We start from the raw sequence: 25,404 nt of genomic DNA, 5'->3' as shown, positions 1-25,404 counted from the left end.
CCGGACTCAGTGGCGCACGGCGCTGTCTTGCAGCTCGGCGTCGGCAGACAGCTGACGTACGGCGATGTAGCGCTCGCTGCGGCGGGTACGGTCATTGACCTGGCCGACCAGCTGGCCACAGGCGGCATCGATGTCATCGCCACGGGTGGTACGGGTGGTGACGTTGAAGCCACCGTGGTGCAGCAAGTCCTGGAAGCGGCGAATAGCGTTGTTGCTAGGGCGCTCGTAACCGGAATGCGGGAACGGGTTGAACGGGATCAGGTTGATCTTGCACGGTACATCGCGCAGCAGTTCGATCATCTGCGCGGCATGCTCGGGCTGGTCGTTGACGTCCTTGAGCAGGGTGTACTCGACCGTCAGCACGCGCTTGCCACCCAAGGTGGCCATGTAGCCCATGCACGACTCCAGCAACATCTTCAGCGGGTACTTCTTGTTGATCGGCACCAGCTGGTTGCGCAGCTCGTCGTTCGGCGCATGCAGCGACAGGGCCAGGGACACGTCGATGTGCTTGGCCAGTTCGTCGATCATCGGTACCACGCCGGAGGTGGACAAGGTGACGCGACGCTTGGAAATGCCATAGCCCAGATCATCCATCATGATCTTCATGGCAGCGATGACATTGTCGAAATTCAGCAGAGGCTCGCCCATGCCCATCATGACCACGTTGGTAATCGCGCGGTCGATCTTGGCCGGGACGGTCCCGAAGGATTTGTTGGCAAGCCACACCTGGCCGATCACTTCGGCGGCGGTGAGGTTGCTGTTGAAGCCTTGCTTGCCGGTGGAGCAGAAACTGCAGTCCAGGGCGCAGCCGGCTTGCGACGAAACGCAGAGAGTGCCGCGATCGTCGGTTGGGATGTAGACGGTCTCGACGCAGCTGCCGGAGGCAACGCGGATCACCCATTTGCGGGTGCCGTCTGCGGAAATGTCTTCACTGACCACTTCCGGAGGACGAATTTCGGCAACAGCCTCGAGCTTTTCGCGCAAGGCCTTGCCGACGTTCGTCATGGCGGCGAAATCATCGACGCCAAAATGGTGAATCCATTTCATCACCTGGCCGGCACGGAAGCGCTTCTCCCCGATAGAGTCGAAGAATTGTTCCATTTCCGGCTGGGTCAGGCCCAACAGGTTGATTTTGCCAGTAGATGTCGTCATGGATTCACCCTCACCCGTAAGCTTTCGCTTAGCGAGTGGTTACCTCGGTAGCAGCGAAGAAGTAAGCGATTTCGCGAGCAGCAGCAGCTTCGGAGTCCGAACCGTGAACGGCGTTGGCGTCGATCGACTCGGCGAAGTCAGCACGGATGGTGCCGGCAGCAGCTTCTTTAGGGTTGGTGGCGCCCATCAGCTCACGGTTCAGAGCGATGGCGTTTTCGCCTTCCAGAACCTGAACGACAACCGGACCGGAAGTCATGAAGGCAACCAGGTCACCGAAGAAGCCGCGCTCGCTGTGCTCAGCGTAGAAACCTTCGGCTTCGGCTTTGGACAGTTGCTTGATTTTCGAAGCAACGATTTTCAGGCCGGCGTCTTCGAAGCGAGTGGTGATCTTGCCGATGACGTTTTTGGCAACTGCGTCAGGCTTGATGATCGAGAAAGTACGTTGAACAGCCATGGAAAACTCCAGAATATGAGTGTTGCGAAAAATTAAACCCGCGAATTATACGCGGGTTCCAGGGGATTGCCTAACCTGCAGCGCCACGCTTAGTCGGCTTCGTCTATCCAGGCCGCCTGGATGGCCTCGAGCACTTTCTCACCGCCGCGTGACGGATCGTCGCTGAATTCTGGCAAGGCCAGCACCCAGCGATGCAGATCGACGAAATTCACATAACGAGGATCGACTTCCGGCTTGCTTTCTGCAAGCTGGATAGCGATCTCAAGTACATCAACCCATTTCAGACTCATTGAAAAATCCTCAGTGGGGCGCTTCGGCAGCGTGGTTGAGCGAGTATTTGGGGATCTCGATGGTCAGGTCCTGATCACCGACGACCACCTGGCAGCCGAGACGCGATTGCGCCTCCAGGCCCCAGGCCTTGTCCAGCATGTCCTCTTCGAGTTCGTCCGCTTCTTCAAGCGAGTCGAAACCCTTGCGCACGATGCAGTGGCAGGTGGTGCAGGCCTTTACGCCACCGCAGGCGCTTTCCATCTCGATGTGATGGTCGTGGGCCAGCTCCAGGATATTGGTCCCGGGCTCGACCTCCACGCTCAGCCCCTCTGGGCAGAACTTCTCATGCGGCAGGAATGTCACCAGCGGCATCGGTTACTCCTCGATCTCATTCAGGTTGCGCCCGGCCAGTGCGGCTTTGACCGTCGAATCAAGGCGACGGGCGGCAAATGCATCGGTCACCTGCGACAGACGCTTGGTCTGTTGCTCGATGGCAGGGCCATCGGTGCCGGTCAGCAAATCACGTAGTTCTTGCATCTGGAACTCAATGGCTTCGCGCTCTTCACTGCTGAGCAGTCGCTCGCCATCAGCATCCAGGGCTCCCTGGACAGCTTCAAGCAGGCGCTCGCCGTCGACCTGGTGTTCACGAAGCTGACGCGCCTGCTTGTCGGAGCCTGCGTGCTCGAAGGAGTCCTTGAGCATGCGTGCGATCTCACCGTCGGTCAGGCCGTAGGACGGCTTGACCTGGATACTGGCTTCTACGCCGGAACCCAGCTCACGGGCCGCGACGCTGAGCAAACCGTCGGCATCGACCTGGAAGGTCACGCGGATTTTCGCAGCACCGGCAACCATGGCCGGAATACCACGCAGCTCGAAACGCGCCAGCGAACGGCAGTCGCTGATCAGCTCGCGCTCACCCTGCAGAACGTGAATCATCATGGCCGACTGGCCATCTTTATATGTGGTGAATTCCTGCGCGCGGGCCACCGGAATGGTGGTGTTGCGCGGGATCACCTTTTCCATCAACCCCCCCATGGTCTCAAGACCAAGGGACAGCGGAATGACGTCGAGCAGCAGCAGCTCACCGCCTTCGCGGCGGTTGCCGGCCAGGGTGTCAGCTTGGATGGCGGCGCCGATGGCTACCACCTGGTCGGGGTCGATCGAGGTCAGCGGGGTACGGCCGAACAGCGTACCTACTGCTTCACGCACACGCGGTACGCGGGTCGAACCACCCACCATGACCACCGCACCCACTTCATCCAGCTCGACGCCACTGTCGCGCACGGCGCGGCGGCAGGCCTTGAGGCTACGGGCAATCAGCGGCTCGATCATGGCCTCGAAAGCGGCGCGGCTGAGCTCGCCCTGCCAGGCGCCATGGCGGACACTGACCACGTCGGTGTCGGTCAGGGCCTCCTTGGCGGCGCAGGCGGCCTGGAGCAGCTGGCGCTGGGTAGCAGGGTCGAGGTCGGCGGACAGGCCGGCCTGCTCGATGATCCAGCTTGCAATGGCGTGATCGAAGTCATCGCCCCCCAGGGCGGTGTCACCACCGGTGGCGAGCACTTCGAACACACCTGCAGTCAGGCGCAGGATGGAAATATCGAACGTACCGCCGCCCAGGTCATAGATGGCCACCAGGCCTTCGGCATTCTGGTCCAGGCCATAGGCCACGGCAGCAGCGGTCGGCTCATTGAGCAGGCGCAGTACGTTCAGGCCAGCCAGTTTGGCTGCGTCCTTGGTCGCCTGACGCTGGGCATCGTCGAAATAGGCCGGCACGGTGATCACCGCGCCCACCAGCTCGCCACCCAAGGTGGCCTCGGCGCGCTCGCGCAGCACCTTGAGGATATCGGCGGACACTTCCACAGGGCTCTTCGGCCCCTGGACAGTATCGATGAACGGCATGTGCGACTCGCCGCCAATGAAGCGATACGGCAGCTGTTCACCCAGTTGCTTGACGTCGGCCAGGCCACGCCCCATCAGGCGCTTGACCGACAGCACGGTGTTCAGCGGGTCGCTGGCGGCAGCTTCACGCGCTGCCAGGCCGACCTCATTGTGGCCCGCCAGATAGCGCACTGCGGAGGGCAGAATGACGTTGCCCTGCGCATCGGGCAGGGGTTCACTGCGACCGCTGCGCAGGGCAGCGACCAGAGAATTGGTAGTACCCAAGTCAATGCCCACCGCCAGGCGACGCTGGTGCGGCTGGGGGGTTTGACCGGGTTCGGCGATCTGCAGTAGGGCCATGCTTATCTGAATACCTTAGGCGTCATCACGGGCAACGCCGGGTTAATCGTCGAGGCGCTCTTCTAGTTGGCGCACTTCCTGGGCGAGCTTGTCGAGGAACTGCATGCGGCGCATCAGGCGCTCGGCCTTGTCGCGCTCGGCAGGCACATCCCAGCAGGCGGCAAAATCCTCGTTGAGCTGTTCCTGAGCAGCCCTCAGGCGCTTCTTGAACACGGCGACACCGTCGAGGTCGGCTTCGTCCTGCAGCTCTTCGAGTTCCTCGCGCCACTGCATTTGCTGCAGCAGGAAGTCAGGGTCGTGGACCGTGACTTCCTGAGGCACCTCGTGGCCACCGATGGCCAGCAAATAGCGGGCACGGCGCGGGGCACTGCGCAGGGTCTGGTAGGCGTCGTTGAGGGCGGCGGATTTTTCCAGCGCTACCCGCTGCTCACGCTCGGAAGCGTCGGCGAAGCGGTCAGGATGAACCTCGCGGGCCAGCTCGCGATAGCGAGTGGCCAGCTTGTCGAGGTCCAACCGGAAGCACGGCTGGAGGTCGAACAGAGCGAAATGACAAGGAGTACCCACAGCCAGCCTCAGACGTTGAAGCTTTCGCCGCAGCCACACTCACCGCGTACGTTGGGGTTGTTGAACTTGAAGCCTTCGTTCAACCCTTCCTTGACGAAATCCAGCTCGGTGCCGTCAAGGTAAACCAGGCTCTTGGGATCGATGATCACCTTGACGCCATGGTTCTCGAACACGGTGTCCTCGTCCGCCAGTTCATCGACGAACTCCAGCACGTAGGCCAGGCCCGAGCAACCGGTGGTGCGCACGCCCAGGCGGATGCCCTCGCCCTTGCCGCGCCCTTCGAGGGAACGCCGCACGTGGTTGGCGGCGGCTTCTGTCATGCTGATAGCCATCGGTACTTTTTCCTCAACGTCGGTTACTTCGCAACAGGCGACTTAGATCAAGCCTTTCTTCTGCTTGTAATCGCGAACGGCTGCCTTGATGGCATCCTCGGCGAGTACCGAGCAGTGGATCTTGACCGGCGGCAACGCCAGTTCTTCCGCCAGCTGAGTGTTCTTGATGGTTTCAGCTTCGTCCAGGGTCTTGCCCTTCATCCACTCGGTGGCGAGGGAGCTGGAAGCGATGGCCGAACCGCAGCCGTAAGTCTTGAACTTGGCATCTTCGATGATGCCTTGCTCGTTGACCTTGATCTGCAGACGCATCACGTCACCGCACGCTGGGGCGCCGACCATGCCGGTACCGACATCCGGGTCCTCGGCATTCATCTTGCCGACGTTACGTGGGTTTTCGTAGTGGTCGATGACCTTTTCACTGTATGCCATGGTGCAATTCCTTCCTCATCAGGGAGCCGCTCTTGCCGGCGACTGCTTAGTGGGCGGCCCACTCGATCTTGGAGATGTCAACGCCGTCTTTGTACATGTCCCACAGCGGCGACAGCTCACGCAGTTTGTTTACAGCCTCGCAGACTTTCTGCGCGGCGTAGTCGACTTCTTCTTCGGTGGTGAAGCGGCCGAAGGAGAAGCGGATCGAGCTGTGCGCCAGCTCGTCGTTACGGCCCAGAGCGCGCAGTACATACGACGGCTCGAGCGAAGCGGAGGTGCAGGCCGAACCGGACGATACCGCGATGTCCTTGAGCGACATCAGCAGCGACTCGCCTTCGACATAGTTGAAGCTCAGGTTCAGGTTGTGCGGTACGCGGGCAGTCTGGCTACCGTTGACATACAGCTCTTCGAGGTCCGAGACCTGCTTGAAGAAGCGGTCGCTCAGGGCCTTGATGCGCTGGTTTTCAGCGGCCATTTCCTGCTTGGCAATGGCGAATGCTTCGCCCATGCCGACGATCTGGTGGGTCGGCAGGGTGCCCGAACGCATGCCGCGCTCATGGCCACCGCCATGGATGATCGCTTCCAGACGCACGCGAGGCTTGCGGCTGACGTACAGCGCGCCAATGCCTTTCGGGCCGTAGGCCTTGTGCGCGGAGAACGACATCAGGTCGACTTTCAGCTTTTGCAGGTCGATTTCCACCTTGCCGGCCGACTGGGCGGCGTCAACGTGGAACAACACGCCGCGCGAACGGGTCAGTTCACCGATGGCGGCGATGTCGTTGATCGAGCCGACTTCGTTGTTGACGTGCATCAGCGAGACCAGAATGGTGTCGTCACGCAGCACCGCCTCGACCTGGGCCGGGGTGACGATGCCGTCTTCGCCTGGCTCGAGGTAGGTGACTTCGAAACCTTCACGCTCGAGCTGGCGAGCGGTATCCAGGACCGCCTTGTGCTCGATCTTGGAGGTGATGATGTGCTTGCCTTTGGACTGATAGAAGTGCGCCACGCCTTTGATGGCGAGGTTGTCGGACTCGGTAGCACCGCTGGTCCAGACGATCTCGCGCGGGTCGGCGTTGATCAGCTCGGCAACCTGGCGACGGCCGTTTTCGACCGCTTCCTCGGCTTTCCAGCCAAACACGTGGGAGCGCGAAGCCGGGTTACCGAAGTTACCGTCGACCAGCAGGCAGTCGGCCATCTTCTGGGCGACACGGGGATCGACCGGCGTGGTCGCGGAGTAATCGAGGTAGATCGGCAACTTCATTGAGTATCTCCTATCAGGCGGTGGCGTCGCTCGTCGCACTGTTAATAAAGGTCAGTCGACGGCGGACGTCTCAATCTTGTCCAGCTGGGCAGAACGGCCTGCGACACGACGCAGGTCCTGGCGTTGGGCGACTTCCTGCACCTCACGGCGCATGACGAGGTCGGCCAGGCTGATGCCGTTGAGGAATTCGTGGATCTGTTGGCTGAGGTCGCACCACAGGTGGTGGGTCAGGCAGGTGTCACCGGCATGGCAATCCCCAAGGCCCTGGCAACGGGTGGCATCGACCGACTCGTTGACCGCGTCGATGACTTGGGCCACCTGGATGGTTTCCATGCCACGGGACAGCTGGTAACCACCGCCTGGGCCGCGCACGCTGGATACCAGGCTGCTGCGGCGCAGCTTGGCGAACAGCTGCTCCAGATAAGAGAGGGAAATGCCCTGGCGCTCGGAAATGTCGGCCAAAGACACAGGCCCATGCTGCGCGTGCAAGGCCAGGTCAAGCATGGCTGTCACGGCGTATCGGCCTTTGGTAGTCAGTCGCATGGCTAATGGTTACCACGGGAGTTACAGGATGTGAGCGAGTATGCTATTCCCGAGCATTTAAGTCAACTATTAGACCTACTGCTTTAGTCGGGTTTGCATCTGGGAGGCGGGCGCGATTGTAGCAGCAAAGGGGCGTGAGCACACGCCCCACATGCCAGTATGACCTCCCTGCGGCGCGATCAATGCGACCGAGCGTCGCGCGGGGCAACTGCCGAGATCTCGCTGAAGTCATCTTCGGGCAGGGCCGGCAGCTCTTTGGCGCAGTAGTCACTGCCCATTTTGGTCAATGCGCCACACATGCCTTCCAGCCGCTCGTCGACAGCCTGCAGGTGGTCGAGCATCTGGCCGATGGCACGCGCCACCGGGTCAGGCATGTCGCCACTGACGCCGTAGGCATCGAAGCCGATCTTTTCGGCCATGGCCTTGCGCCTGGCCTCGACTTCGCTGTCTTCGCTCTTGACGATGATCCGCCCCGGAATGCCGACCGCCGTGGCACCTGCCGGCACCGCCTTGGTCACCACTGCATTGGAGCCGATCTTGGCCCCGGCACCGACGGTGAACGGGCCGAGCACTTTGGCCCCTGCCCCCACCACTACGCCGTTTTCCAGGGTCGGGTGACGCTTGCCCTTGTTCCAGCTGGTGCCACCCAGGGTCACGCCTTGGTAAAGAGTGACGTCGTCGCCGATCTCGGCGGTTTCGCCGATCACGATACCCATGCCGTGATCGATGAAGAAGCGCCTGCCGATGGTCGCACCGGGATGGATCTCGATACCAGTCATCCAGCGGCCAAAATTCGACACCAGGCGAGCCAGCCATTTGAAATCGCGCTTCCACAAGGCATTGCCCAGGCGATGCAGCCAGATGGCATGCATGCCCGGGTAGCAGGTCAGCACCTCGAAGGCATTGCGTGCCGCCGGGTCCCGATGGAAAACGCTCTGGATATCTTCACGCAGACGTTCGAACATCTGTCAGCCCTTCCTTTTATGCGGCTCGCCCCGTGCGACCTTCTGGGTCTCGGTGAGGATACCGCGCAAAATGCTCATTTCCGGACGTTCCACCGAGCTGCGCCCATACAGCCGGCGCAGGCGCGCCATCAGGTGCTTGGGCTTTTCGGGGTCAAGGAAGCCGATGTCCACCAGGGTTTTTTCCAGGTGTTCATAGAACAGCTCCATTTCGTCCATGGTCGCCAGCTCGCTGGCGTCGACCTTTTCGACTCTCTGCGCCGTGCCTTCAACCGCCAGCCAGGCCATGCGCACCTCATAGGCGAGCACCTGGACCGCAGCGGCCAGGTTCAACGAGCTGAAGTCGGGGTTCGAGGGAATGTGCACGTGAAAGTGACATCGCTGCAGTTCTTCGTTGGTCAGGCCGGCGTGCTCACGCCCGAACACCAAGGCGATCTCCTCACCGCCGACGGCATGCTCCACGGCCTTGGCCCCGCATTCACGGGGGTCGATCAACGGCCAGGGAATACTGCGCTCACGGGCACTGGTGCCCATGACCAGGCTGCAGCCGACCAGCGCCTGCTCGAGGCTGTCGACCACCTGGGCACCGGCCAGCACATCGTCGGCACCGGAAGCACGCGCACTGGCGTCTGCGGCGGGGAACTCTTTTGGCTGCACCAGCACCAGGCGCGACAAGCCCATGTTTTTCATGGCTCGCGCAGCGCCGCCGATGTTGCCGGGGTGGCTGGTATTGACCAGAACAACACGAATATTTTGCAGCAAGGTGTTGTGCTCACAGATGCGGGTTTTGGGGGTTCGATCTTACAGAACCGACCAGCGTAACGCCATGAAAGCAAATGTGACACTTCTGCCGCCAAACTTTTCTGCTAGAATGTTCGGCTTTCTTCTTTAACATCTCCAGGTGACCCGCCCATGCAGCCTATGCTGAATATCGCCCTGCGCGCCGCTCGCAGCGCCAGTGAACTGATTTTCCGCTCCATCGAACGCCTGGATAGCATCAAGGTGGACGAGAAAGAGGCTAAGGACTACGTTTCCGAGGTTGATCGCGCCGCCGAGCAGAAGATCGTCGACGCACTGCGCAAGGCCTACCCGAACCACTCCATTCAGGGTGAAGAGACTGGCATGCACGCGGGCACCGGCGAAGAAGGCAAGGACTACCTGTGGATCATCGACCCACTGGACGGTACCACCAACTTCCTGCGCGGCATCCCGCACTTCGCCGTCAGCATTGCCTGCAAATACCGTGGCCGCATTGAACACGCCGTCGTTCTCGACCCGGTACGCCAGGAAGAGTTCACCGCCAGCCGTGGCCGTGGCGCCCAGCTCAATGGCCGTCGCCTGCGCGTCAGCTCGCGCACCAGCCTGGACGGCGCCCTGCTGGGCACCGGCTTCCCGTTCCGTGACAGCCAGATGGCTGACCTGGACAACTACCTGGGCATGTTCCGCGCCCTGACTGGCCAGACTGCCGGCATCCGCCGCGCCGGCTCCGCCAGCCTGGACCTGGCCTACGTGGCCGCCGGCCGCTTCGACGCCTTCTGGGAGTCGGGCCTGTCCGAGTGGGACATGGCAGCCGGTGTGCTGCTGATCCAGGAAGCAGGCGGCCTGGTGAGCGACTTCAACGGTGGCCACGACTTCCTCGACAAGGGCCACATCGTTGCCGGCAACATCAAGTGCTTCAAGGCCGTGCTGACCGCTATCCAGCCGCACCTGCCAGAGCACATGAAGCGCTAAGCGCAGATTGCAGGCACAAAAAAAGCACCGGCGAGGTGCTTTTTTTGTGCCTGCAAGATTATTGCTGCCCGGCTTCACTCAGGATCAGCTTGCCATTCTTGTCCAGCGGGATGGTCGAGCCCGGCTCGCGATCCATCTTCACCTTGCCGACCTGGTCACCGATCGAGTAGGTCACGTTGTAACCAACGACCTTCTCACTGACATCGTTGACCGTGTTGCAACGGGTCTGTGTAGTGGTATAGGTATCACGCTCCTGCATGCCCTCCTGCACCTTGTTGCCGGCATAACCACCACCGACCGCACCGGCCACGGTGGCGATCTTCTTGCCAGTGCCACCACCGATCTGGTTACCCAGCAAGCCGCCCGCCAAAGCGCCAACAACGGTACCGGCAATCTGATGCTGGTCCTTGACCGGCGCCTGACGCGTCACGGCCACGTCTTTGCACACTTCGCGAGGGGTTTTCACCTGCTGCTTGATCGGCTGCACGTCGGTGACCTGGGCGTATTCGGGGCCTTTGTTCACCAAGCTGTAGGTCGCCACAGCACCTCCGGCAGTAACACCGACAGCACCCAGTACCGCACCCACCAGCATTGATTTATTCACTTGAACCTCCTGATTCATACCCGCGGGGTAAACCCGCCTGCTCCCAGCCTTGGAGCAAAAAAAAAGGCGCGAGTTCAACACTCGCGCCTTTTCGATCGCCGAACGGCTAGGGCTATGCCTTAAGGACGATCATCCACACCGTCGGTCTTGGCCGGTGGAATCAGGTCTTCGCTGTTCAGGTTCAGCCAGATCAGCACCACGTTGGCGATGTAGATCGAGGAGTAGGTACCCGCCATGACACCGATGAACAGGGCCAGGGAGAAGCCGAACAGGTTGTCACCGCCGAAGAGCAGCAGTGCGCCGATTGCCAGCAGGGTCGAAACGGAAGTGGCTACGGTGCGCAGCAGGGTCTGCGTGGTCGAGATGTTGATGTTCTCGATCAGCGAGGCCTTGCGCATCACGCGGAAGTTCTCACGCACCCGGTCGAACACCACGATGGTGTCGTTGAGCGAGTAACCGATGATCGCCAGCACCGCCGCCAGCACCGTCAGGTCGAAGGTGATCTGGAAGAACGACAGGATACCCAGCGTCACCACCACGTCGTGGATCAGCGAGATGATCGCGCCCACAGCGAACTTCCACTGGAAGCGGAAGGCCAGGTAGATGAGGATGCCGCCCAGCGCCAGGAGCATGCCGAGGCCACCCTGGTCGCGCAGCTCTTCACCCACCTGCGGGCCGACGAACTCGACGCGCTTGACCGTCGCCGGGTTGTCACCGCCAATCTTCTGCAGGGCTTCGGCAACCTTGTTACCCAGCATCGGGTCATCACCAGGCATGCGCACCAACAGGTCGGTGGTAGCGCCGAAGCTCTGCACCACGGCTTCGTTGAAGCCGGATTCGACCAGCTCGGCACGCACCGCCTTGAGGTCGGCCGGGCGCTCGTAGGTCAGCTCGATCAGCGTACCGCCGGTGAAGTCCAGGCCGAAGTTCAGGCCCTTCTGCCACCAGCTGAACAGTGCCAGCACGGTAAGGAGCACGGTTACGGCGAACGCAACATTGCGCACGCCCATGAAATTGATGGTTTTCATCGTCGCTCCCTCAAACCCACAGCTTCTTGATGTCACGCCCGCCACAGGTCAGGTTGACCAGCGCACGGGTCATCATGATGGCGGTGAACATCGAGGTGAAAATCCCGAGGGACATGGTGACGGCAAAGCCCTTGACCGGCCCGGTACCCATCGCGAAGAGGATGCCGCCGACCAGCAGTGTGGTCAGGTTGGCATCGACGATCGCCGAATACGCGCGGTTGAAGCCTTCATGAATCGCGCGCTGCACCGACATGCCGGCAGCGATCTCTTCACGGATACGCGAGAAGATCAGTACGTTGGCGTCGACCGCCATACCCATGGTCAGCACGATACCGGCGATACCCGGCAAAGTGAGGGTGGCACCCAGCAGCGACATCAATGCCAGCAGCAAGACCATGTTGCCCGCCAGGGCAATGGTGGCCAGCACACCGAACGCGCGGTAGATGGCGATGATGAACAGCGAGACGAACAGCATGCCCCACAGCGACGCATCGATACCCTTGGTGATGTTGTCGGCGCCCAGGCTTGGGCCGATGGTACGTTCCTCAGCGAAGTACATCGGCGCGGCCAGGCCACCGGCACGCAGCAGCAGGGCCAGTTCGGACGATTCACCCTGGCCGTCAAGGCCGGTGATGCGGAACTGGCTGCCCAGCGGCGACTGGATGGTCGCCAGGCTGATGATCTTCTTCTCTTCCAGGAAGCTCTGCACCGGCACGTCTTTCTCGACGCCGTTGACCGTCTGCTTGACGTAGCGGGTGACCGGCTTCTGCTCGATGAAGATCACCGCCATGCTGCGCCCGACGTTGCTGCGGGTCGCGCGGCTCATCAGCTCGCCACCGTGGCCGTCGAGGCGGATGTTCACCTGCGGACGACCATGCTCGTCGAAGCTGGCCTGGGCGTCGGTGACCTGGTCACCGGTGATGATCAGGCCACGCTCGACCTGGGCGGAGCGGCCGCCCTCACGGAACTCGAAGACCTCGGTAGTAGCCCTGGACGCGCCCGGCTCGGCACCGAAGCGGAACTCCAGGTTGGCCGTCTTGCCGAGGATACGCTTGGCTTCGGCAGTGTCCTGCACGCCTGGCAGCTCGACCACGATGCGGTTGGCGCCCTGGCGCTGAACCAGCGGCTCGGCGACGCCCAGCTCGTTGACGCGGTTGCGCACGGTGGTGAGGTTCTGCTTGATCGAGTATTCGCGGATCTCGGCGACTTTCGCCTGAGTCAGCGCCAGACGCAGCACGGCGGTTTCATTACGCTCGCTGGTGGTCAGGTCGAAATCACTGAAATTCTTGCGGATCAGGGCACGTGCCTGTTCGCGGGTGGCATCGTCAGCGAAGCCCAGCATGATGCCGCCATCCTGCTGAGGCAGGCTGCGGTAGCGGACGCGCTCTTTGCGCAGCAAGGTCTTGACCTCGCCTTCGTAGACTTTCAGGCGGGCGCTCATGGCCTTGTCCATGTCCACTTCCAGCAGGAAGTGCACACCACCGGACAGGTCCAGGCCCAGCTTCATCGGGCTTGCACCCAGGTTACGCAGCCATTGCGGAGTGGTCTGGGCCAGGTTCAGGGCCACGACATAATCATCGCCCAGTGCCTTGCGCACTACATCCTTGGCTGGCAGTTGGTCTTCCTGATTGGTCAGGCGCACCAGCGCGCTGCCCTTCTCACCCAGGCTTGCACCCTTGACGGTGATACCGGCTTCGGTCAGCGCCTTGCTGACGCGGTCGAGGTCGGACTGGTTCACCTGCAGCGCCGAGCTGGCACCGCTGATCTGCACCGCCGGGTCATCCGGGTAGAGGTTGGGAGCGGAATAAATAAAACCGATCGCCAGTACCAACACGATCAGTGCGTATTTCCACAGAGGGTATTTGTTCAGCATCACGCCGCCCGTTCAAGACGCGGGGCGCGTTGCGCGCCCCGACTGGAAAAAAAACCGGTAACTCAGATAGCCTTGAGCGTACCTTTTGGCAGGGTCGCGGCAATGGCGCCCTTCTGGAACTTCAGCTCGACAGTGTCGGACACTTCCAGAACCACGAAATCATCGGAAACCTTGACGATCTTGCCAGCGATGCCGCCGTTGGTGACAACTTCATCACCTTTTTGCAAGTTGCTCAGCAGGTTCTTCTGCTCTTTGGCACGCTTGGCCTGCGGGCGCCAGATCATCAGGTAGAAGATGACCAGGAAACCGACCAGGAAAATCCACTCGAAGCCGGTGCCGGCTGGGCCAGCGGCGGGTGCAGCAGCGTCCGCATAGGCGGCGGGGATCAAGAAGCTCATTAGGCACTCCAGTTGCTTAAGTTTTAATTAGGATGGTGCAAACAATCAGTCCAAAGGCGGCACAGGCAGCCCGCGCTTGGCATAGAAGGCGTCGACGAAGGCGGCCAATTTACCCTGTTGAATAGCCTCGCGTAAACCGGCCATCAAGCGCTGGTAATGGCGCAAGTTGTGGATGGTATTCAGCATGCTGCTCAACATTTCGCCGCACTTGTCCAGGTGATGGAGATAAGCGCGGGAGAAGTTCGTGCAGGTGTAGCAATCACAGGTCGGATCCAGCGGCGAATCATCGTGGCGATGGAACGCGTTGCGGATCTTGATCACCCCTGTATCGACGAACAGATGGCCGTTGCGCGCGTTACGCGTCGGCATCACGCAGTCGAACATGTCGACGCCGCGGCGCACACCCTCAACGAGATCTTCGGGTTTGCCTACCCCCATAAGGTAACGAGGTTTGTCAGCAGGCATCTGGGCCGGCAGGTAATCCAGCACCTTGATCATTTCGTGCTTGGGCTCGCCCACCGACAGGCCACCGATGGCCAGGCCATCGAAGTCGATATTGACCAGCGCTTCCAGCGAGCGCATGCGCAGGTCCTGGTACATGCCGCCCTGGACGATGCCGAACAGCGCCGCGGTGTTGTCCCCGTGGGCGTTCTTCGAGCGTTGCGCCCAACGCAGCGACAGCTCCATGGAGGTGCGCGCCACATCGTGCTCTGCCGGGTACGGTGTGCACTCGTCGAAGATCATCACGATGTCCGAACCCAGGTCACGCTGCACCTGCATGGACTCTTCCGGGCCCATGAACACCTTGGAGCCATCGACCGGGGAGGCGAAGGTCACGCCCTCCTCCTTGATCTTGCGCATGGCACCCAGGCTGAACACCTGGAAACCACCCGAATCAGTCAGGATCGGGCCTTTCCACTGCATGAAATCGTGCAGGCCGTTGTGCTTCTTGATCACCTCGGTGCCTGGGCGCAGCCACAGGTGGAAGGTGTTGCCAAGGATGATCTCGGCACCAATGGCCTCGATGTCACGCGGCAGCATGCCCTTGACCGTGCCATAGGTACCCACCGGCATGAACGCCGGGGTTTCGACCGTGCCACGGGGGAAGGTCAGGCGGCCACGACGGGCCTTGCCGTCGGTGGCCAGCAGTTCGAAGGACATTCGACAGGTGCGACTCATGCTTGATCCTCTGGGCCGCGTGGCGCCGGATTGCGGGTGATGAACATGGCATCACCGTAACTGAAGAAGCGGTACCCCTGCTCGACCGCCGCCGCGTAGGCAGCCATGGTCTCGGGGTAACCGGCGAATGCCGAGACCAGCATCAGCAGCGTGGACTCCGGCAGGTGGAAGTTGGTGACCAGGGCATCGACCACATGGAACGGCCGGCCTGGGTAGATGAAGATGTCGGTATCGCCGCTGAAGGCCTTGAGCACGCCATCGCGCGCAGCGCTTTCCAGCGAGCGCACGCTGGTGGTGCCAACCGCGACCACACGGCCACCCCGGGCCCGGCAGGCCTCGATGGCATCGACCACATCCTGGCTCACTTCGAGCCACTCTTTATGCATGTGGTGGTCTTCGATCTTGTCGACCCGCACCGGCTGGAAGGTGCCAGCCCCCACATGCAGGGTGACGAAGGCGCGCTCAACGCCCTTGGCGGCGATCTTGTCCAGCAGCGCCTGGTCGAAGTGCAGGCCCGCGGTTGGCGCGGCTACGGCACCTGCGCGTTCGGCGTAAACCGTCTGGTAACGCTCACGGTCGGCACCCTCGTCCGGGCGGTCGATGTAGGGCGGCAGCGGCATGTGCCCGACACGCTCGAGCAGTGGCAGTACCTCTTCGGTGAAGCGCAGTTCGAACAGCGTGTCGTGGCGCGCAACCATTTCGGCCTCGCCACCGCCGTCGATGAGGATCACCGCGCCTTCTTTGGGCGCCTTGCTGGCACGCACATGGGCGAGCACGCGGTGGCTGTCGAGCACACGCTCGACCAGCACTTCCAGCTTGCCGCCGGAGGCTTTCTGGCCAAACAACCGCGCCGGGATCACCCGGGTGTTGTTGAACACCATCAGGTCGCCGGGGCGCAGGTAGTCGAGCAGATCGGTGAATTGCTTGTGCACCAGCGCCCCGCTCGGCCCATCGAGGACCAGCAGTCGGCTGCCATGGCGCTCGGCCAGAGGGTGGCGGGCGATCAGGGAATCGGGGAGTTCGAAGGAAAAATCGGCGACGCGCATGATGATGTTCGGGTTCGGCAGGGCCGGGAAGTTTAGCCCAATGCGTGAAAATTGACCATGAAAGCCGATTGACCGACCTGAAGCACCTCTCTATACTGCGCGCCACACGCCCTGATGGCGGAATTGGTAGACGCGGCGGATTCAAAATCCGTTTTCGAAAGGAGTGGGAGTTCGAGTCTCCCTCGGGGCACCAAGATCCGGAAAAAACCGACCTTATGGTCGGTTTTTTTATGCCTGCCGTTTGACCAGAGGGCTCTCCCTACCATCTTGCAAAAACGGGGCGAGGGTTCAATAACCAGGCAGGTGAAATCATGAGGGTCGCCCTGCCTTGATCCACTCAGTTACTTGCCTCATGGTCAGCCGATACCTGGCGCAGTTGTGCAGCGCCAGGATATCCAGTTCAGCCTGCAACAAAGGCTGAAACTGCCTTTTCTCGTCCTCTGAAAGAGGCAGCCCCGCTACCACTGAACCGGCTGTCAGCCTGTCACGTACGATGGCACCAATCGCCTCGTTCAACACCTCTCGATACTGCAGGCGAACAGGGTCCGGAACCCCCATTGCTTCAAGCATCACGCCATACTTGCTGATCGACCTGCGATAGACCCAGACAAACAGATCCGCCGCCATCGCCATGTCACGCTGCTCGTACACCCCCATCATCGCCAGAGCATAGTCCTGCGGGTTTACGTCAAGGAACGACAAAGGCGAGCAGTTGTAGAGCATCAGCGGTATGTTCGCCGCCAATCGACTTGTGCGTTTGTTGCCATCTTCGAACGGTTGCAGGTAGGCCAGGTTTATCCACAAGAAGAATGCCGCCTCGATGGGATTCTTGATCTGACGCGCCTTGTCGAGTATCAACTCGAACATCTCTTCCAGCAGTGAGGGCACCTGGGTTGGGAAATAGGTCGTACCGCTGATGTTCACTACTGTCTGGCGAATACTGCCCAGGGCATTGCTGTCCGCCAGCAGATCCTGCATCAGCAAGCCATGCAAGTTGCGGATCACGGCTGAGTTGAGCCCGTATTCCGGCACTGCATCGACCATGAATTCGATGGCCGCCTTGTGATTGAGCAACATGACCGCATCCAGATCCCCCTGCGTCACACCACTTTCGAACAGCCTCTGGGTGTCGAGCAGCGTATAGCGGTTGCCTTCCAAGCGTGACGAGGACCATGACAGGTCAATCAACAAAGGTTCGAGTACTTTGCGCGCGTAGGTGCCGGCTGGCTGCTGCCCCCTCATCCGCCCTTCAGCCTCGAGTACAACCGTCAAGCTGGGTGACAGCCAGGCAGTCTGGTTCGGCTGGTAGCTCTCTACAAGATCGCGGTGATAGGTGACGACTTCGCGCATTGCCAATGGACGAGTCAAAGACTTGCGCAGGGCGAGACTCGCAGGCGACCAAGGCAGCTCAGCAGAAAAAGGCTGCGCAGGCGCACTATCTGGTAATTGGGCAACTGCTGTGACCAGGCGATAACGCGTGATGCGTCCGTCCTTCTCCCGCTGAACCTGACCTGCCTCCAACAACGCATCGAGGTGACGCTTGACTGTAGACCAACTCGCATCGAGACGCTCGGCGATCTCGCGCGATCTTAGGCTCTGATCGTTCTGAAGCACTCTCAGAATCTTGTTTGGCAATGTCATGGCGTCTCCGGATATAGCTCAATGCAGCTCAATATAGCTCAATCCAGCTCAATCCAGCTCAATGCAGCTCAATGCAGCTCAATGCAGCTCAATGCAGCTCAATGCAGCTCAATGCAGCTCAATGAGCTGAGGCCAGTTCACCCATCAATGCAAGCCCTTTTCAGCCCGCCGATTTTGACGCCACCCCAATGACCACGGCACCTCCAGCCATGCCTGGATTCTATTGGCCAGCACCGTCACCCCCACCTAAGATGTCATTCGTCGGATATACACAGAAAGTATTGATAGCGTAATAGCACTTAGCCATAGTCGCGCTCCCATTTCTAATACCCGTGCAAATCATGAAATCAACTGTGCCCTGCCTGGCAGCAATGATGCTGCTCAGTGGGTGCAATGGAGTGCCAACGTCCTACGTGTCAGACCCCGTCTACGATCAGGCTTTCGTGGTCACATCCGGTGCACCGCTGCCGATGCTGTTGATGGCCACCGCCATCCAGTGGAACGAAGACTACGCGGTAACCGCCAAGCACACCCCATTCCTGCGCAACGTGGTCCATGAAGGGCTGGGTGATGTGGTGTTCTTCAAGCACAAAGCTGCCCGGGTGCCGCTCTGGCGCCAGTATGTGCCGGGCGAGTCTGTGACAGCGGTCGGCTTCAACAGCCTGATGATGCCGGTGCAGGGCAAAGGCCACACCCTGGCTTCGCTGGTACGCCTGCAAGGCACGCCAGGCAGCGTGTTCTATTCGGTGCACGATGGCCCGATGGTCAAAGGCATGTCCGGTGGCCCGGTGTTCGCCGATGACGGCAAGGTCGTCGGGATCAATGTCGCCTTCATCGCCAAGAATGAAATCGATGCGCGCAACCGCCCGGACCTTGCCCACAAAGAGCGTGTCAGCGTGTTCATGTCGTTCAGCGAAATCGACAAGGAATGGCGCAGGTTCCAGTATCTGGCCAATAAAACGAAGCCCAAGGCCGCGCCTGCCGCGATCAAGGGGTATGTCGTGGTCACCGCCAAGCCTTGAGTTGAACCTGGGCTCAAGCACAGCGTTGAGCCTGGCATATGCTGAGGCCAGCACGACTCATGCAAAGGGACCTGCCATGGCAGGTGCCGGATAGCAAAGGGTCGCGTTGGCGGCATCAAAACTTCTTGCAACACCCACCACCGAACCTTATCCGACCCTCGACGTCCGATCCTGCATCCCCCCTGTCGAGGTTCCCCGCGTGAAAGAAATCATCGCCCGCAAGTATCGCCTGGTGGTGAAGACCTTCGGCTACATCGGCTGGTCGCTGTTCTGGCTGCTGATCTGGGACGTGCTGGTCACCATCGATTTCATGCTGTTCCTCAACAGCAAGTTCACCCTGCCGCTGATCCCGCTGACATTGCTGGGTTCGGCGCTGGTGGTGCTGGTGAGTTTTCGTAACAGCAGCGCCTACAACCGCTGGTGGGAGGCGCGCACCTTGTGGGGCGCGCTGGTGAACAGTTCACGCAGCTTCGCTCGGCAGACGCTGACGCTGATCGACGACCCGGATGACGGCTTGAACCCGGTCAAGGCCACCTTGTTGCGCCGGCATATCGCCTATGTGAATTGCCTGGCGGCGCACCTCAAAGGCCAAGCCTGCCCCGACGAACTGATGGCGTTCATCCCGCCCGGGGAGTTCGAGCGGCGCAACCGTTCGAACAATTTCGCCAACGATATCCTCAGCGGTTCGGCAGCCCTGCTCGCCCGCGAATACAAGGCCGGGCGGCTGGACAGCATTCGCCTGGCGCGGCTGGAGTCGACGCTGGTGGACCTGTCCAACGCCCAAGGCGGCATGGAACGTATCGCCAATACACCACTGCCCTACCCTTACGTGTACTTTCCGCGGCTGTTCATCTCGTTGTTCTGCCTGATCGTGCCCGTGGGCCTGGTCGAATCGCTGGGCTGGTTCACGCCACTGGCGTCTACCGTGGTCGGGTTCATGCTGCTAGCCATCGAGCGGATCGGCACCGACCTGCAGAGCCCGTTCCGCTTCAGTGAACACCAGATCCAGATGGACACCATTTGCGAGACCATCGAGCGCAACCTGGAGTCGATGCAGCGTGAAGCGCAGTGCGGGGAGTTAGGGGCTGATGCATTCAGGCCCGCACATAGCGCTGGCGCATGACATCACTGAACACGTCCACCAACAGTACCAGCACCAGCATGGCCAAGATCACCGTGCTGGCCTGGGCCTCCTGGAACAGGCTCAGGGTGGTATAGAGCATCTGCCCCAGCCCCCCTGCGCCAACGAGCCCAAGCACACTGGCCATCCGGATGTTGTTTTCCCAGCGGTACAAGCTGTAGGCCAGCAACTGCGGCCACAGGTTGGGCAAGGTGCCGAAGCAGAACGCCGCCAGTTGCCCGCCACCTTGCAGGCGGATCGCCGCCGCTGGCTCGGCCGGGGTATTTTCCAGCGCCTCGGCGTACAACCGGCCAAGCACACCTGCCGTATGCAGTGCCAACGCGAGCGTCCCGGCGTTGGGGCCAAGCCCTGCCGCCAGCACCATCAACGCGGCCCATACCAGCTCGGGAATGGCACGCAGGGCATTGAGCAGCAGGCGCGCCGCAGCCTGCAGCGGCCAACCGAAACGCCCCGCTGCGGGTAATGCCAACAGCAGGCCCAGCACCATTGCCAGCAGCGTACCCCACCCGGACATGGCCAGGGTTTCCAAGGCACCGCGCCCCACCGCTTGCAGGTGTTCGGCGGTAACGTCCGGATGCAGAAAACGCCCGGCATACTCGGCCATCTGCCCCAGCCCGCCGTTACCCACCAGCGCCTGCAGGTCGAGGTCCAGATAGCTGAACGAGGCGATTACCGCAGCAACCAGGGCAGCCATCACCAGCAGATTGATCACCCGGTTCATGCCAAGCGTCCCCGCAGGAAGCGGCTGAGCAGGTCCGCCAGCAGCACCAGGCCAAAGAAGGCGAGCAGCATGCTTGCCACCTCACCGCCTGCGAACATGCGCATCGACAGGTCGATCTGCTGCCCCAAGCCCCCGGCACCAACGAAACCCATCACCACCGAGGCGCGCACCGCGCACTCCCAGCGGTAGACGGTGTACGACACAAGCTCCGTCCCGGCACTGGGCAGGATGCCGTAGAAGAACGCCGTTAGCCGGCCACTGCCCGCTTGCAGCAGGGCATGCGCCGGGCGCTGGTCGACCGATTCGAAAATTTCGGCATAGACCTTGCCGAGCATGCCGCTGTAGGTGATGGCGATGGCCAGCACCCCCGCCGTCGGCCCCAGCCCTACCGCACGCACGAACAGCAACGCCCAGACGATCTCGGGCACACTGCGCAGGAAAATCAACAGCCCGCGCACCGGCATCCTTAGCAGGCGGGACCAGGCGCCGGAACGGCCACCACGAGAGGCCGCGCGCAACGACAAGGCACGGCTGGCCAGCAGGCTCGCCGGGACCGCCAGCAGCAGCGCCAGTACCATCCCGGCAGTGGCTACAGCCAATGTCTGCAGGGTCGCCTCGTACAGCAGTTCGAGAAATTCGCCATCATGCGCCGGCGGCCAGAAGGCACTGGTGAAGCTGGCAATCTGCTGGCGGTTTTCCGCTTGCAGCAGCACGCCCGGGTTCAGCTCGCTCAACTGCGCCCCTGGCCACAGCAGGGCCAGCGCAACCAGGGCGACCAACAGGCGCGGCACAAACGCCGGATCGCGGGCGCTGGCCTTCAGCATCGCGGAATCTGCACAGCCAGGGTCGGGGCCTGGGGCAGCGGCGACCCCAGCTGCTCGTTGGCATAGAGCGCATCGAGCATCTGCTCGGTCACAGCCTCGGCAGAGCAGTCGAACGCCACCCGGCCCTCACGAATGCCGATAACCCGCGGGAAGTGTGCCAAGGCCAGGTCCACTGCATGCAGGCTGGCTACCAGCGTCACGCCGTAGGCTTGGGCATGGCGGTTGAGCAGGGCCAGGCTGTGTTCGGCCAGCACAGGGTCCATTGCTGACACTGGTTCATCGGTCAGCAGTACCTCGGGCCGCTGATACAACGCGCGGGCGATGCCGACGCGCTGCAACTGGCCGCCGGAAAGCTGCCCGCACTGGACGAACAGCTTTTCCGCCAGGCCCAGCTCGGCCAGCACCTGGCGTGCGCCCTGCACATCGGTGGGGTACACCAGGTTGAGCAACGAACGCAGCGTACCCCACTGGCCCAGACGGCCGGCCAGTACAGCAGTCACCACCCGCTGGCGAGGCGGCAGGGGCGGTGCCTGATGTACCAGGCCGACCCTGGCGCGCAGACGCTGGCGAGCCTTTGCCGACAACGCCCAAGGCTGCTCACCCAACACGTCCAGGCGCCCTGCGCTGGGCTGTACGGCAGTGGCCATCAGGTGCAGGAGGCTGGATTTGCCAGCCCCCGAAGGGCCGATGATCGCGACCCGCTCACCTTGGGTGATACGCAAAGAGACGGAGTCGAGCGCGCGAACCTGGCCGTGGCGCAGGCCCGCGTCGAGCAGCGTGATAGTCACTTGAGCAGGCCGGCCTCACGTGCCGCCTGCTCGGTGCCCTGATAGTTCTCAGGCTTGGTTTCGATGAAACGGCTGGCGGCCTGCAGGTCGAGGATCTTCTTGTGTTCCGGGTTCGAAGGGTCCAGGGCGAGGAAGGCTTGCTTGATCTTGTCTTTGAGCGCCGGGTCCATGTTGCCGCGCACGGTCCAGTTGTAGTCATAGTAGGTCGGGGTGGTGGCAAACACCTTGACCTTGCTGGTATCGACCTTGCCGGCGTCGACCAGCTTCTGCCAGACGCTGGCGTTGAGCACGCCACCATCGACCTTGCCGGCCTGGACCCAGGCCACCGTTGCGTCGTGGGCGCCGGAATAGGCCACGCGGCTGAAGTAGCCCTCAGGCTTGATGTTGTCTTCCTTGAGCATGAAGTAGCGCGGCATCAGGCTGCCAGAGGTGGACGAAATCGAACCGAAGGCGAAGGACTTGCCCTTGAGGTCGGCCAGGCTCTTTACATCCGGGTTGGCGGTGATGAACTTGGAGGTGAACTGGGCGTCCTGCTCACGCTGCACTAACGGTGTGGCGGTCGGGTCTTTGAGGTGTACCTGAACGAAGGTGAAACCACCCAGCCAGGCCAGATCCAGGCGGTCGCTGGCCAGCGATTCAACCACTGCCGGGTAGTCGGCCACCGGCACGAACTTCACCTGCATGCCCAGTTGCTGGGACAGGTATTTGCCCAGCGGCTCGAATTTGCGCAGCAGTTCGGTCGGCGCTTCGTCGGGGATGGCACTGACCCGCAAGGTATCAGCGGCCTGGGCGACAACGGCACAGCAGGACAGCACGAGGCCGGCGGCGAGCGCCAGAGGGCGTTTGAGCATGGGATTCTCCGGTTCAATAGCGGGGAAAGTGTCGGCGATAGGCAGACGGTGATGGATTATAAGTGGCACAGACGCAAAGGCCAGCTTTGCTACAATCGCGCATCACGAAAAATGAGGTGCGTAATGAGCGAGCCGATTCGCCTGACCCAGTACAGCCATGGTGCTGGCTGTGGCTGCAAGATCTCCCCCAAGGTGCTGGATGTGATCCTGGCCGAAAGTGGCGCCCAGGCCCTGGACCCGAACCTGTGGGTCGGCAACGCCTCGCGCGATGACGCCGCCGTGTACGCCCTGGACGATGAGCGCGGCGTGGTGTCCACCACCGACTTCTTCATGCCCATCGTCGATGACCCCTACGACTTCGGCCGCATCGCCGCCACCAACGCCATCAGCGACATCTACGCCATGGGCGGCGACCCGCTGATGGCCATCGCCATCCTCGGCTGGCCGGTCAACGTACTGCCACCAGAAGTGGCCCGGGAAGTGATCCGCGGTGGCCGCGCCGTGTGCGCCGAAGCCGGCATCCCACTGGCCGGCGGGCACTCGATCGATGCCCCCGAGCCGATCTTCGGCCTGGCCGTCACCGGCGTGGTCAGCAAGCGCCACCTCAAGCGCAATGACACCGCGACAGTGGGTTGCCGCCTGTACCTGACCAAGCCATTGGGCATCGGCATCCTCACCACCGCCGAGAAAAAGGCCAAGCTGCGTGAGCAGGACCAAGGCTTGGCCCGTGACTGGATGTGCACCCTCAACACCCCCGGCAGCCGCTTTGGCAAGCTCGACGGGGTCAAGGCGATGACCGACGTGACCGGTTTCGGCCTGCTCGGCCACCTGGTCGAGCTGGCCGAGGGCAGCGGGCTGACCGCGCACCTGGACTACGCGGCCGTCCCGCGGCTGCCGAGCATCGAGCACTACATGGCCGAGGGCTGCATCCCCGGCGGTACCCTGCGCAACTTCGACAGCTACGGGCACAAGATCGGCGCGCTGACCGACGATCAGAAGCACCTGCTGTGCGACCCGCAGACCAGCGGCGGCCTGCTGGTGGCGGTCACCCCCGAAGGTGAGCAGGCGTTCCTTGCCGTTGCCGCCGACCTTGGCCTGGACCTTGCGCCGATCGGCCTGCTGGCCGAGCGACAGAGCCACGCAGTCGAGGTGAACTGATGCGCCACGACTGCACCGACTTTCGCCAGCTGTTCCTCGACGACGTGCCGATGATGGACATGCGTGCGCCCGTCGAATTTGCCAAGGGCGCCTTCCCTGGCGTCGTCAACCTGCCGCTGATGACCGACCAGGAGCGACAAAAGGTCGGTACCTGCTACAAGCAGCAGGGCCAGGGCGCAGCCATCACCCTTGGCCACCAACTGGTCAGCGGCACTATCAAGCGCGAGCGCCTGCATGCCTGGGCCAGCTTTGCCAAGGCCCACCCTGATGGATACCTGTACTGCGCCCGCGGCGGCCTGCGCTCGCTGATCGTCCAGCAGTGGCTGCGCGACGAAGCGGGCATCGCCTACCCGCGTATCAAGGGTGGCTATAAAGCCCTGCGCACTTTCCTGCTCGATACAACCCAGCAGGCCGTGGAGCAATGCGATTTCGTTTTGGTCGGCGGCCTCACCGGCACCGGCAAGACCGATGTGCTGCACCAGCTGAACAATGTGATCGACCTTGAAGGCCATGCCAACCACCGCGGTTCGAGCTTCGGCAAACGCGCCACCGCACAGCCGGCGCAGATCGACTTCGAGAACAAGCTGGCCATCGACGTGCTGAAGAAACGCGCACGTGGTATCGAGCAGTTCGTGCTGGAGGACGAGGGCCGTATTGTCGGCAGCTGCACCGTGCCGCTGGAGCTGTACCAGGGCATGCAGCAATACCCGCTGGTGTGGCTGGAAGACAGCTTCGAAAACCGTGTCGAACGCATTCTGCGTGACTACGTGGTCAACCTGTGCGCCGAGTTCGTCGCGCTACATGGCGAAGAACTCGGGCGCCGGCTGTTCACTGAGCGCCTGCTGCAGAGTATGAGCAACATTCACAAGCGCCTGGGTGGCGAGCGCTACCAGCGCCTGTCCGAGATCATGCGCCTGGCGCTGGATGAGCAGCAGCGCAGCGGTGGCATCGATCTGCACCGGGGGTGGATCGAGGGTTTGCTGAAGGAATACTACGACCCGATGTATGCCTACCAGCGTGATGCCAAGGCGGACCGGGTGGAGTTTGCAGGGGATGCTGTGCAGGTGCGCGAGTACCTCAAGGCTCGCAAGCGCTAGGGGCCGCTTGCGGCCCATCGCCGGCAAGCCAGCTCCTACAGGGGCCGCGCAGTTCTTGAGTTCTGCGCTGTACCTGTGGGAGCTGGCTTGCCAGCGA

Annotated in this window: 28 protein-coding genes and 1 tRNA gene; 6 read left to right on the top strand and 23 right to left on the bottom strand. The window is 61.8% G+C overall.

Annotation, left to right across the window (positions count from 1 at the left end; genetic code table 11):
• Positions 1 to 6: 6 nt before the first annotated feature.
• From rlmN to trmJ, 12 genes are all read right to left on the bottom strand, one after another.
• Complete coding sequence (rlmN, locus tag EGJ09_RS05755) at positions 7 to 1,152, bottom strand: 23S rRNA (adenine(2503)-C(2))-methyltransferase RlmN (protein ID WP_012316139.1); 1,146 nt, start codon at positions 1,150 to 1,152, stop codon at positions 7 to 9.
• Between the two features lie 28 nt (positions 1,153 to 1,180).
• Positions 1,181 to 1,606: a nucleoside-diphosphate kinase gene (gene ndk, locus EGJ09_RS05750; RefSeq protein WP_033701183.1), complete on the bottom strand. Its 426-nt coding sequence runs from the start codon at positions 1,604 to 1,606 to the stop codon at positions 1,181 to 1,183.
• Positions 1,607 to 1,695: 89 nt separating this feature from the next.
• The gene (gene iscX / locus EGJ09_RS05745) at positions 1,696 to 1,896 is read right to left on the bottom strand and encodes a Fe-S cluster assembly protein IscX (RefSeq protein ID WP_003248529.1); all 201 of its coding nucleotides are present in this window, start codon (positions 1,894 to 1,896) and stop codon (positions 1,696 to 1,698) included.
• A 10-nt stretch (positions 1,897 to 1,906) separates the two neighbouring features.
• The gene (fdx, locus tag EGJ09_RS05740) at positions 1,907 to 2,248 is read right to left on the bottom strand and encodes an ISC system 2Fe-2S type ferredoxin (RefSeq protein WP_039604293.1); all 342 of its coding nucleotides are present in this window, start codon (positions 2,246 to 2,248) and stop codon (positions 1,907 to 1,909) included.
• 3 nt (positions 2,249 to 2,251) lie between these two features.
• A complete protein-coding gene (hscA, locus tag EGJ09_RS05735) occupies positions 2,252 to 4,114 on the bottom strand; it encodes a Fe-S protein assembly chaperone HscA (protein ID WP_046784482.1) in 1,863 nt (620 codons plus the stop codon).
• Between the two features lie 42 nt (positions 4,115 to 4,156).
• Positions 4,157 to 4,678 (bottom strand): co-chaperone HscB, encoded by a 522-nt coding sequence (gene hscB / locus EGJ09_RS05730; protein ID WP_046784483.1) that lies wholly within the window; start codon positions 4,676 to 4,678, stop codon positions 4,157 to 4,159.
• Between the two features lie 8 nt (positions 4,679 to 4,686).
• Entirely contained in the window at positions 4,687 to 5,010 is a 324-nt protein-coding gene (iscA, locus tag EGJ09_RS05725; RefSeq protein ID WP_008092567.1) for an iron-sulfur cluster assembly protein IscA, read from the bottom strand.
• 42 nt (positions 5,011 to 5,052) lie between these two features.
• Entirely contained in the window at positions 5,053 to 5,439 is a 387-nt protein-coding gene (iscU, locus tag EGJ09_RS05720; RefSeq protein WP_007929523.1) for a Fe-S cluster assembly scaffold IscU, read from the bottom strand.
• 46 nt (positions 5,440 to 5,485) lie between these two features.
• Positions 5,486 to 6,700 (bottom strand): IscS subfamily cysteine desulfurase, encoded by a 1,215-nt coding sequence (locus EGJ09_RS05715; protein WP_012316144.1) that lies wholly within the window; start codon positions 6,698 to 6,700, stop codon positions 5,486 to 5,488.
• Positions 6,701 to 6,751: 51 nt separating this feature from the next.
• Positions 6,752 to 7,243, bottom strand: a complete 492-nt coding sequence (iscR, locus tag EGJ09_RS05710) for a Fe-S cluster assembly transcriptional regulator IscR (RefSeq protein ID WP_046784484.1) — start codon at positions 7,241 to 7,243, stop codon at positions 6,752 to 6,754.
• Positions 7,244 to 7,422: 179 nt separating this feature from the next.
• Positions 7,423 to 8,208, bottom strand: a complete 786-nt coding sequence (cysE, locus tag EGJ09_RS05705) for a serine O-acetyltransferase (protein WP_046784485.1) — start codon at positions 8,206 to 8,208, stop codon at positions 7,423 to 7,425.
• Positions 8,209 to 8,211: 3 nt separating this feature from the next.
• On the bottom strand, positions 8,212 to 8,967 hold the full coding sequence (trmJ, locus tag EGJ09_RS05700; RefSeq protein ID WP_125923431.1) for a tRNA (cytosine(32)/uridine(32)-2'-O)-methyltransferase TrmJ: 756 nt from the start codon (positions 8,965 to 8,967) through the stop codon (positions 8,212 to 8,214).
• 150 nt (positions 8,968 to 9,117) lie between these two features.
• On the opposite strand from trmJ, the gene suhB reads away from it, so the two are divergent.
• Entirely contained in the window at positions 9,118 to 9,936 is an 819-nt protein-coding gene (gene suhB, locus EGJ09_RS05695; protein ID WP_012316148.1) for an inositol-phosphate phosphatase, read from the top strand.
• A 58-nt stretch (positions 9,937 to 9,994) separates the two neighbouring features.
• Here the strand turns inward: suhB and EGJ09_RS05690 are convergent, their stop codons facing one another.
• From EGJ09_RS05690 to queA, 6 genes are all read right to left on the bottom strand, one after another.
• A complete protein-coding gene (locus EGJ09_RS05690) occupies positions 9,995 to 10,540 on the bottom strand; it encodes a glycine zipper 2TM domain-containing protein (RefSeq protein ID WP_046784487.1) in 546 nt (181 codons plus the stop codon).
• Positions 10,541 to 10,659: 119 nt separating this feature from the next.
• Positions 10,660 to 11,568, bottom strand: a complete 909-nt coding sequence (secF, locus tag EGJ09_RS05685) for a protein translocase subunit SecF (RefSeq protein WP_125923430.1) — start codon at positions 11,566 to 11,568, stop codon at positions 10,660 to 10,662.
• Between the two features lie 10 nt (positions 11,569 to 11,578).
• Positions 11,579 to 13,441 (bottom strand): protein translocase subunit SecD, encoded by a 1,863-nt coding sequence (secD, locus tag EGJ09_RS05680; RefSeq protein WP_046784489.1) that lies wholly within the window; start codon positions 13,439 to 13,441, stop codon positions 11,579 to 11,581.
• Between the two features lie 62 nt (positions 13,442 to 13,503).
• Complete coding sequence (gene yajC / locus EGJ09_RS05675) at positions 13,504 to 13,839, bottom strand: preprotein translocase subunit YajC (protein WP_008092587.1); 336 nt, start codon at positions 13,837 to 13,839, stop codon at positions 13,504 to 13,506.
• 45 nt (positions 13,840 to 13,884) lie between these two features.
• The gene (gene tgt / locus EGJ09_RS05670) at positions 13,885 to 15,000 is read right to left on the bottom strand and encodes a tRNA guanosine(34) transglycosylase Tgt (protein ID WP_162144435.1); all 1,116 of its coding nucleotides are present in this window, start codon (positions 14,998 to 15,000) and stop codon (positions 13,885 to 13,887) included.
• Positions 15,001 to 15,014: 14 nt separating this feature from the next.
• Complete coding sequence (gene queA, locus EGJ09_RS05665) at positions 15,015 to 16,064, bottom strand: tRNA preQ1(34) S-adenosylmethionine ribosyltransferase-isomerase QueA (protein ID WP_125923429.1); 1,050 nt, start codon at positions 16,062 to 16,064, stop codon at positions 15,015 to 15,017.
• 108 nt (positions 16,065 to 16,172) lie between these two features.
• On the opposite strand from queA, the gene EGJ09_RS05660 reads away from it, so the two are divergent.
• Positions 16,173 to 16,257 (top strand) — tRNA-Leu (locus EGJ09_RS05660).
• 116 nt (positions 16,258 to 16,373) lie between these two features.
• Here the strand turns inward: EGJ09_RS05660 and EGJ09_RS05655 are convergent.
• Positions 16,374 to 17,705, bottom strand: a complete 1,332-nt coding sequence (locus EGJ09_RS05655) for a Fic family protein (protein ID WP_125923428.1) — start codon at positions 17,703 to 17,705, stop codon at positions 16,374 to 16,376.
• Positions 17,706 to 18,079: 374 nt separating this feature from the next.
• Here EGJ09_RS05655 and EGJ09_RS05650 point away from each other — a divergent pair, with 374 nt between their 5' ends.
• Both EGJ09_RS05650 and EGJ09_RS05645 read left to right on the top strand, forming a co-directional pair.
• Positions 18,080 to 18,727 carry a trypsin-like peptidase domain-containing protein gene (locus tag EGJ09_RS05650; protein ID WP_125923463.1) on the top strand — a complete coding sequence of 216 codons (648 nt, stop codon included), beginning with the start codon at positions 18,080 to 18,082 and terminating at the stop codon, positions 18,725 to 18,727.
• Between the two features lie 199 nt (positions 18,728 to 18,926).
• On the top strand, positions 18,927 to 19,850 hold the full coding sequence (locus EGJ09_RS05645; RefSeq protein WP_125923427.1) for a bestrophin family protein: 924 nt from the start codon (positions 18,927 to 18,929) through the stop codon (positions 19,848 to 19,850).
• On the opposite strand, the gene phnE is transcribed toward EGJ09_RS05645, so the two are convergent.
• The 4 genes from phnE to EGJ09_RS05625 are packed head-to-tail and all read right to left on the bottom strand — an operon-like array spanning position 19,822 to position 23,052.
• Positions 19,822 to 20,589 carry a phosphonate ABC transporter, permease protein PhnE gene (gene phnE / locus EGJ09_RS05640; RefSeq protein ID WP_125923426.1) on the bottom strand — a complete coding sequence of 256 codons (768 nt, stop codon included), beginning with the start codon at positions 20,587 to 20,589 and terminating at the stop codon, positions 19,822 to 19,824. The two genes, EGJ09_RS05645 and phnE, sit on opposite strands and share 29 nt — an antisense overlap.
• Positions 20,586 to 21,413, bottom strand: a complete 828-nt coding sequence (locus tag EGJ09_RS05635) for an ABC transporter permease (protein ID WP_012316167.1) — start codon at positions 21,411 to 21,413, stop codon at positions 20,586 to 20,588. Before EGJ09_RS05635 ends, phnE begins: the two co-directional genes overlap by 4 nt.
• A complete protein-coding gene (locus tag EGJ09_RS05630; protein WP_115273912.1) occupies positions 21,407 to 22,201 on the bottom strand; it encodes a phosphonate ABC transporter ATP-binding protein in 795 nt (264 codons plus the stop codon). Before EGJ09_RS05630 ends, EGJ09_RS05635 begins: the two co-directional genes overlap by 7 nt.
• On the bottom strand, positions 22,198 to 23,052 hold the full coding sequence (locus EGJ09_RS05625; protein ID WP_012316169.1) for a putative selenate ABC transporter substrate-binding protein: 855 nt from the start codon (positions 23,050 to 23,052) through the stop codon (positions 22,198 to 22,200). The genes EGJ09_RS05630 and EGJ09_RS05625 overlap by 4 nt, the downstream gene beginning before the upstream one ends.
• Positions 23,053 to 23,175: 123 nt before the next feature.
• On the opposite strand from EGJ09_RS05625, the gene selD reads away from it, so the two are divergent.
• Both selD and mnmH read left to right on the top strand, forming a co-directional pair.
• On the top strand, positions 23,176 to 24,210 hold the full coding sequence (selD, locus tag EGJ09_RS05620) for a selenide, water dikinase SelD (RefSeq protein ID WP_115273910.1): 1,035 nt from the start codon (positions 23,176 to 23,178) through the stop codon (positions 24,208 to 24,210).
• Positions 24,210 to 25,307, top strand: a complete 1,098-nt coding sequence (mnmH, locus tag EGJ09_RS05615; protein WP_125923425.1) for a tRNA 2-selenouridine(34) synthase MnmH — start codon at positions 24,210 to 24,212, stop codon at positions 25,305 to 25,307. Before selD ends, mnmH begins: the two co-directional genes overlap by 1 nt.
• Positions 25,308 to 25,404: the final 97 nt, after the last annotated feature.

The sequence above is a fragment of the Pseudomonas sp. p106 genome, from assembly GCF_003936645.1.
Classification (GTDB): Bacteria; Pseudomonadota; Gammaproteobacteria; order Pseudomonadales; family Pseudomonadaceae; genus Aquipseudomonas; species Aquipseudomonas putida_E.
The sequence above is the reverse complement of the archived record's forward strand: the minus strand, read 5'-3'. Positions and strand labels throughout refer to the sequence as shown.

Coding starts and splice junctions, on each gene's coding strand:
- rlmN (WP_012316139.1), bottom strand. CDS start 1,152: ATGACGACATCTACTGGCAAAATCAACCTGTTGGGCCTGACCCAGCCG.
- ndk (WP_033701183.1), bottom strand. CDS start 1,606: ATGGCTGTTCAACGTACTTTCTCGATCATCAAGCCTGACGCAGTTGCC.
- iscX (WP_003248529.1), bottom strand. CDS start 1,896: ATGAGTCTGAAATGGGTTGATGTACTTGAGATCGCTATCCAGCTTGCA.
- fdx (WP_039604293.1), bottom strand. CDS start 2,248: ATGCCGCTGGTGACATTCCTGCCGCATGAGAAGTTCTGCCCAGAGGGG.
- hscA (WP_046784482.1), bottom strand. CDS start 4,114: ATGGCCCTACTGCAGATCGCCGAACCCGGTCAAACCCCCCAGCCGCAC.
- iscA (WP_008092567.1), bottom strand. CDS start 5,010: ATGGCTATCAGCATGACAGAAGCCGCCGCCAACCACGTGCGGCGTTCC.
- iscU (WP_007929523.1), bottom strand. CDS start 5,439: ATGGCATACAGTGAAAAGGTCATCGACCACTACGAAAACCCACGTAAC.
- EGJ09_RS05715 (WP_012316144.1), bottom strand. CDS start 6,700: ATGAAGTTGCCGATCTACCTCGATTACTCCGCGACCACGCCGGTCGAT.
- iscR (WP_046784484.1), bottom strand. CDS start 7,243: ATGCGACTGACTACCAAAGGCCGATACGCCGTGACAGCCATGCTTGAC.
- cysE (WP_046784485.1), bottom strand. CDS start 8,208: ATGTTCGAACGTCTGCGTGAAGATATCCAGAGCGTTTTCCATCGGGAC.
- suhB (WP_012316148.1), top strand. CDS start 9,118: ATGCAGCCTATGCTGAATATCGCCCTGCGCGCCGCTCGCAGCGCCAGT.
- secF (WP_125923430.1), bottom strand. CDS start 11,568: ATGAAAACCATCAATTTCATGGGCGTGCGCAATGTTGCGTTCGCCGTA.
- secD (WP_046784489.1), bottom strand. CDS start 13,441: ATGCTGAACAAATACCCTCTGTGGAAATACGCACTGATCGTGTTGGTA.
- yajC (WP_008092587.1), bottom strand. CDS start 13,839: ATGAGCTTCTTGATCCCCGCCGCCTATGCGGACGCTGCTGCACCCGCC.
- tgt (WP_162144435.1), bottom strand. CDS start 15,000: ATGTCCTTCGAACTGCTGGCCACCGACGGCAAGGCCCGTCGTGGCCGC.
- queA (WP_125923429.1), bottom strand. CDS start 16,064: ATGCGCGTCGCCGATTTTTCCTTCGAACTCCCCGATTCCCTGATCGCC.
- EGJ09_RS05655 (WP_125923428.1), bottom strand. CDS start 17,705: ATGACATTGCCAAACAAGATTCTGAGAGTGCTTCAGAACGATCAGAGC.
- EGJ09_RS05650 (WP_125923463.1), top strand. CDS start 18,080: ATGCTGCTCAGTGGGTGCAATGGAGTGCCAACGTCCTACGTGTCAGAC.
- phnE (WP_125923426.1), bottom strand. CDS start 20,589: ATGAACCGGGTGATCAATCTGCTGGTGATGGCTGCCCTGGTTGCTGCG.
- EGJ09_RS05635 (WP_012316167.1), bottom strand. CDS start 21,413: ATGCTGAAGGCCAGCGCCCGCGATCCGGCGTTTGTGCCGCGCCTGTTG.
- EGJ09_RS05625 (WP_012316169.1), bottom strand. CDS start 23,052: ATGCTCAAACGCCCTCTGGCGCTCGCCGCCGGCCTCGTGCTGTCCTGC.
- selD (WP_115273910.1), top strand. CDS start 23,176: ATGAGCGAGCCGATTCGCCTGACCCAGTACAGCCATGGTGCTGGCTGT.
- mnmH (WP_125923425.1), top strand. CDS start 24,210: ATGCGCCACGACTGCACCGACTTTCGCCAGCTGTTCCTCGACGACGTG.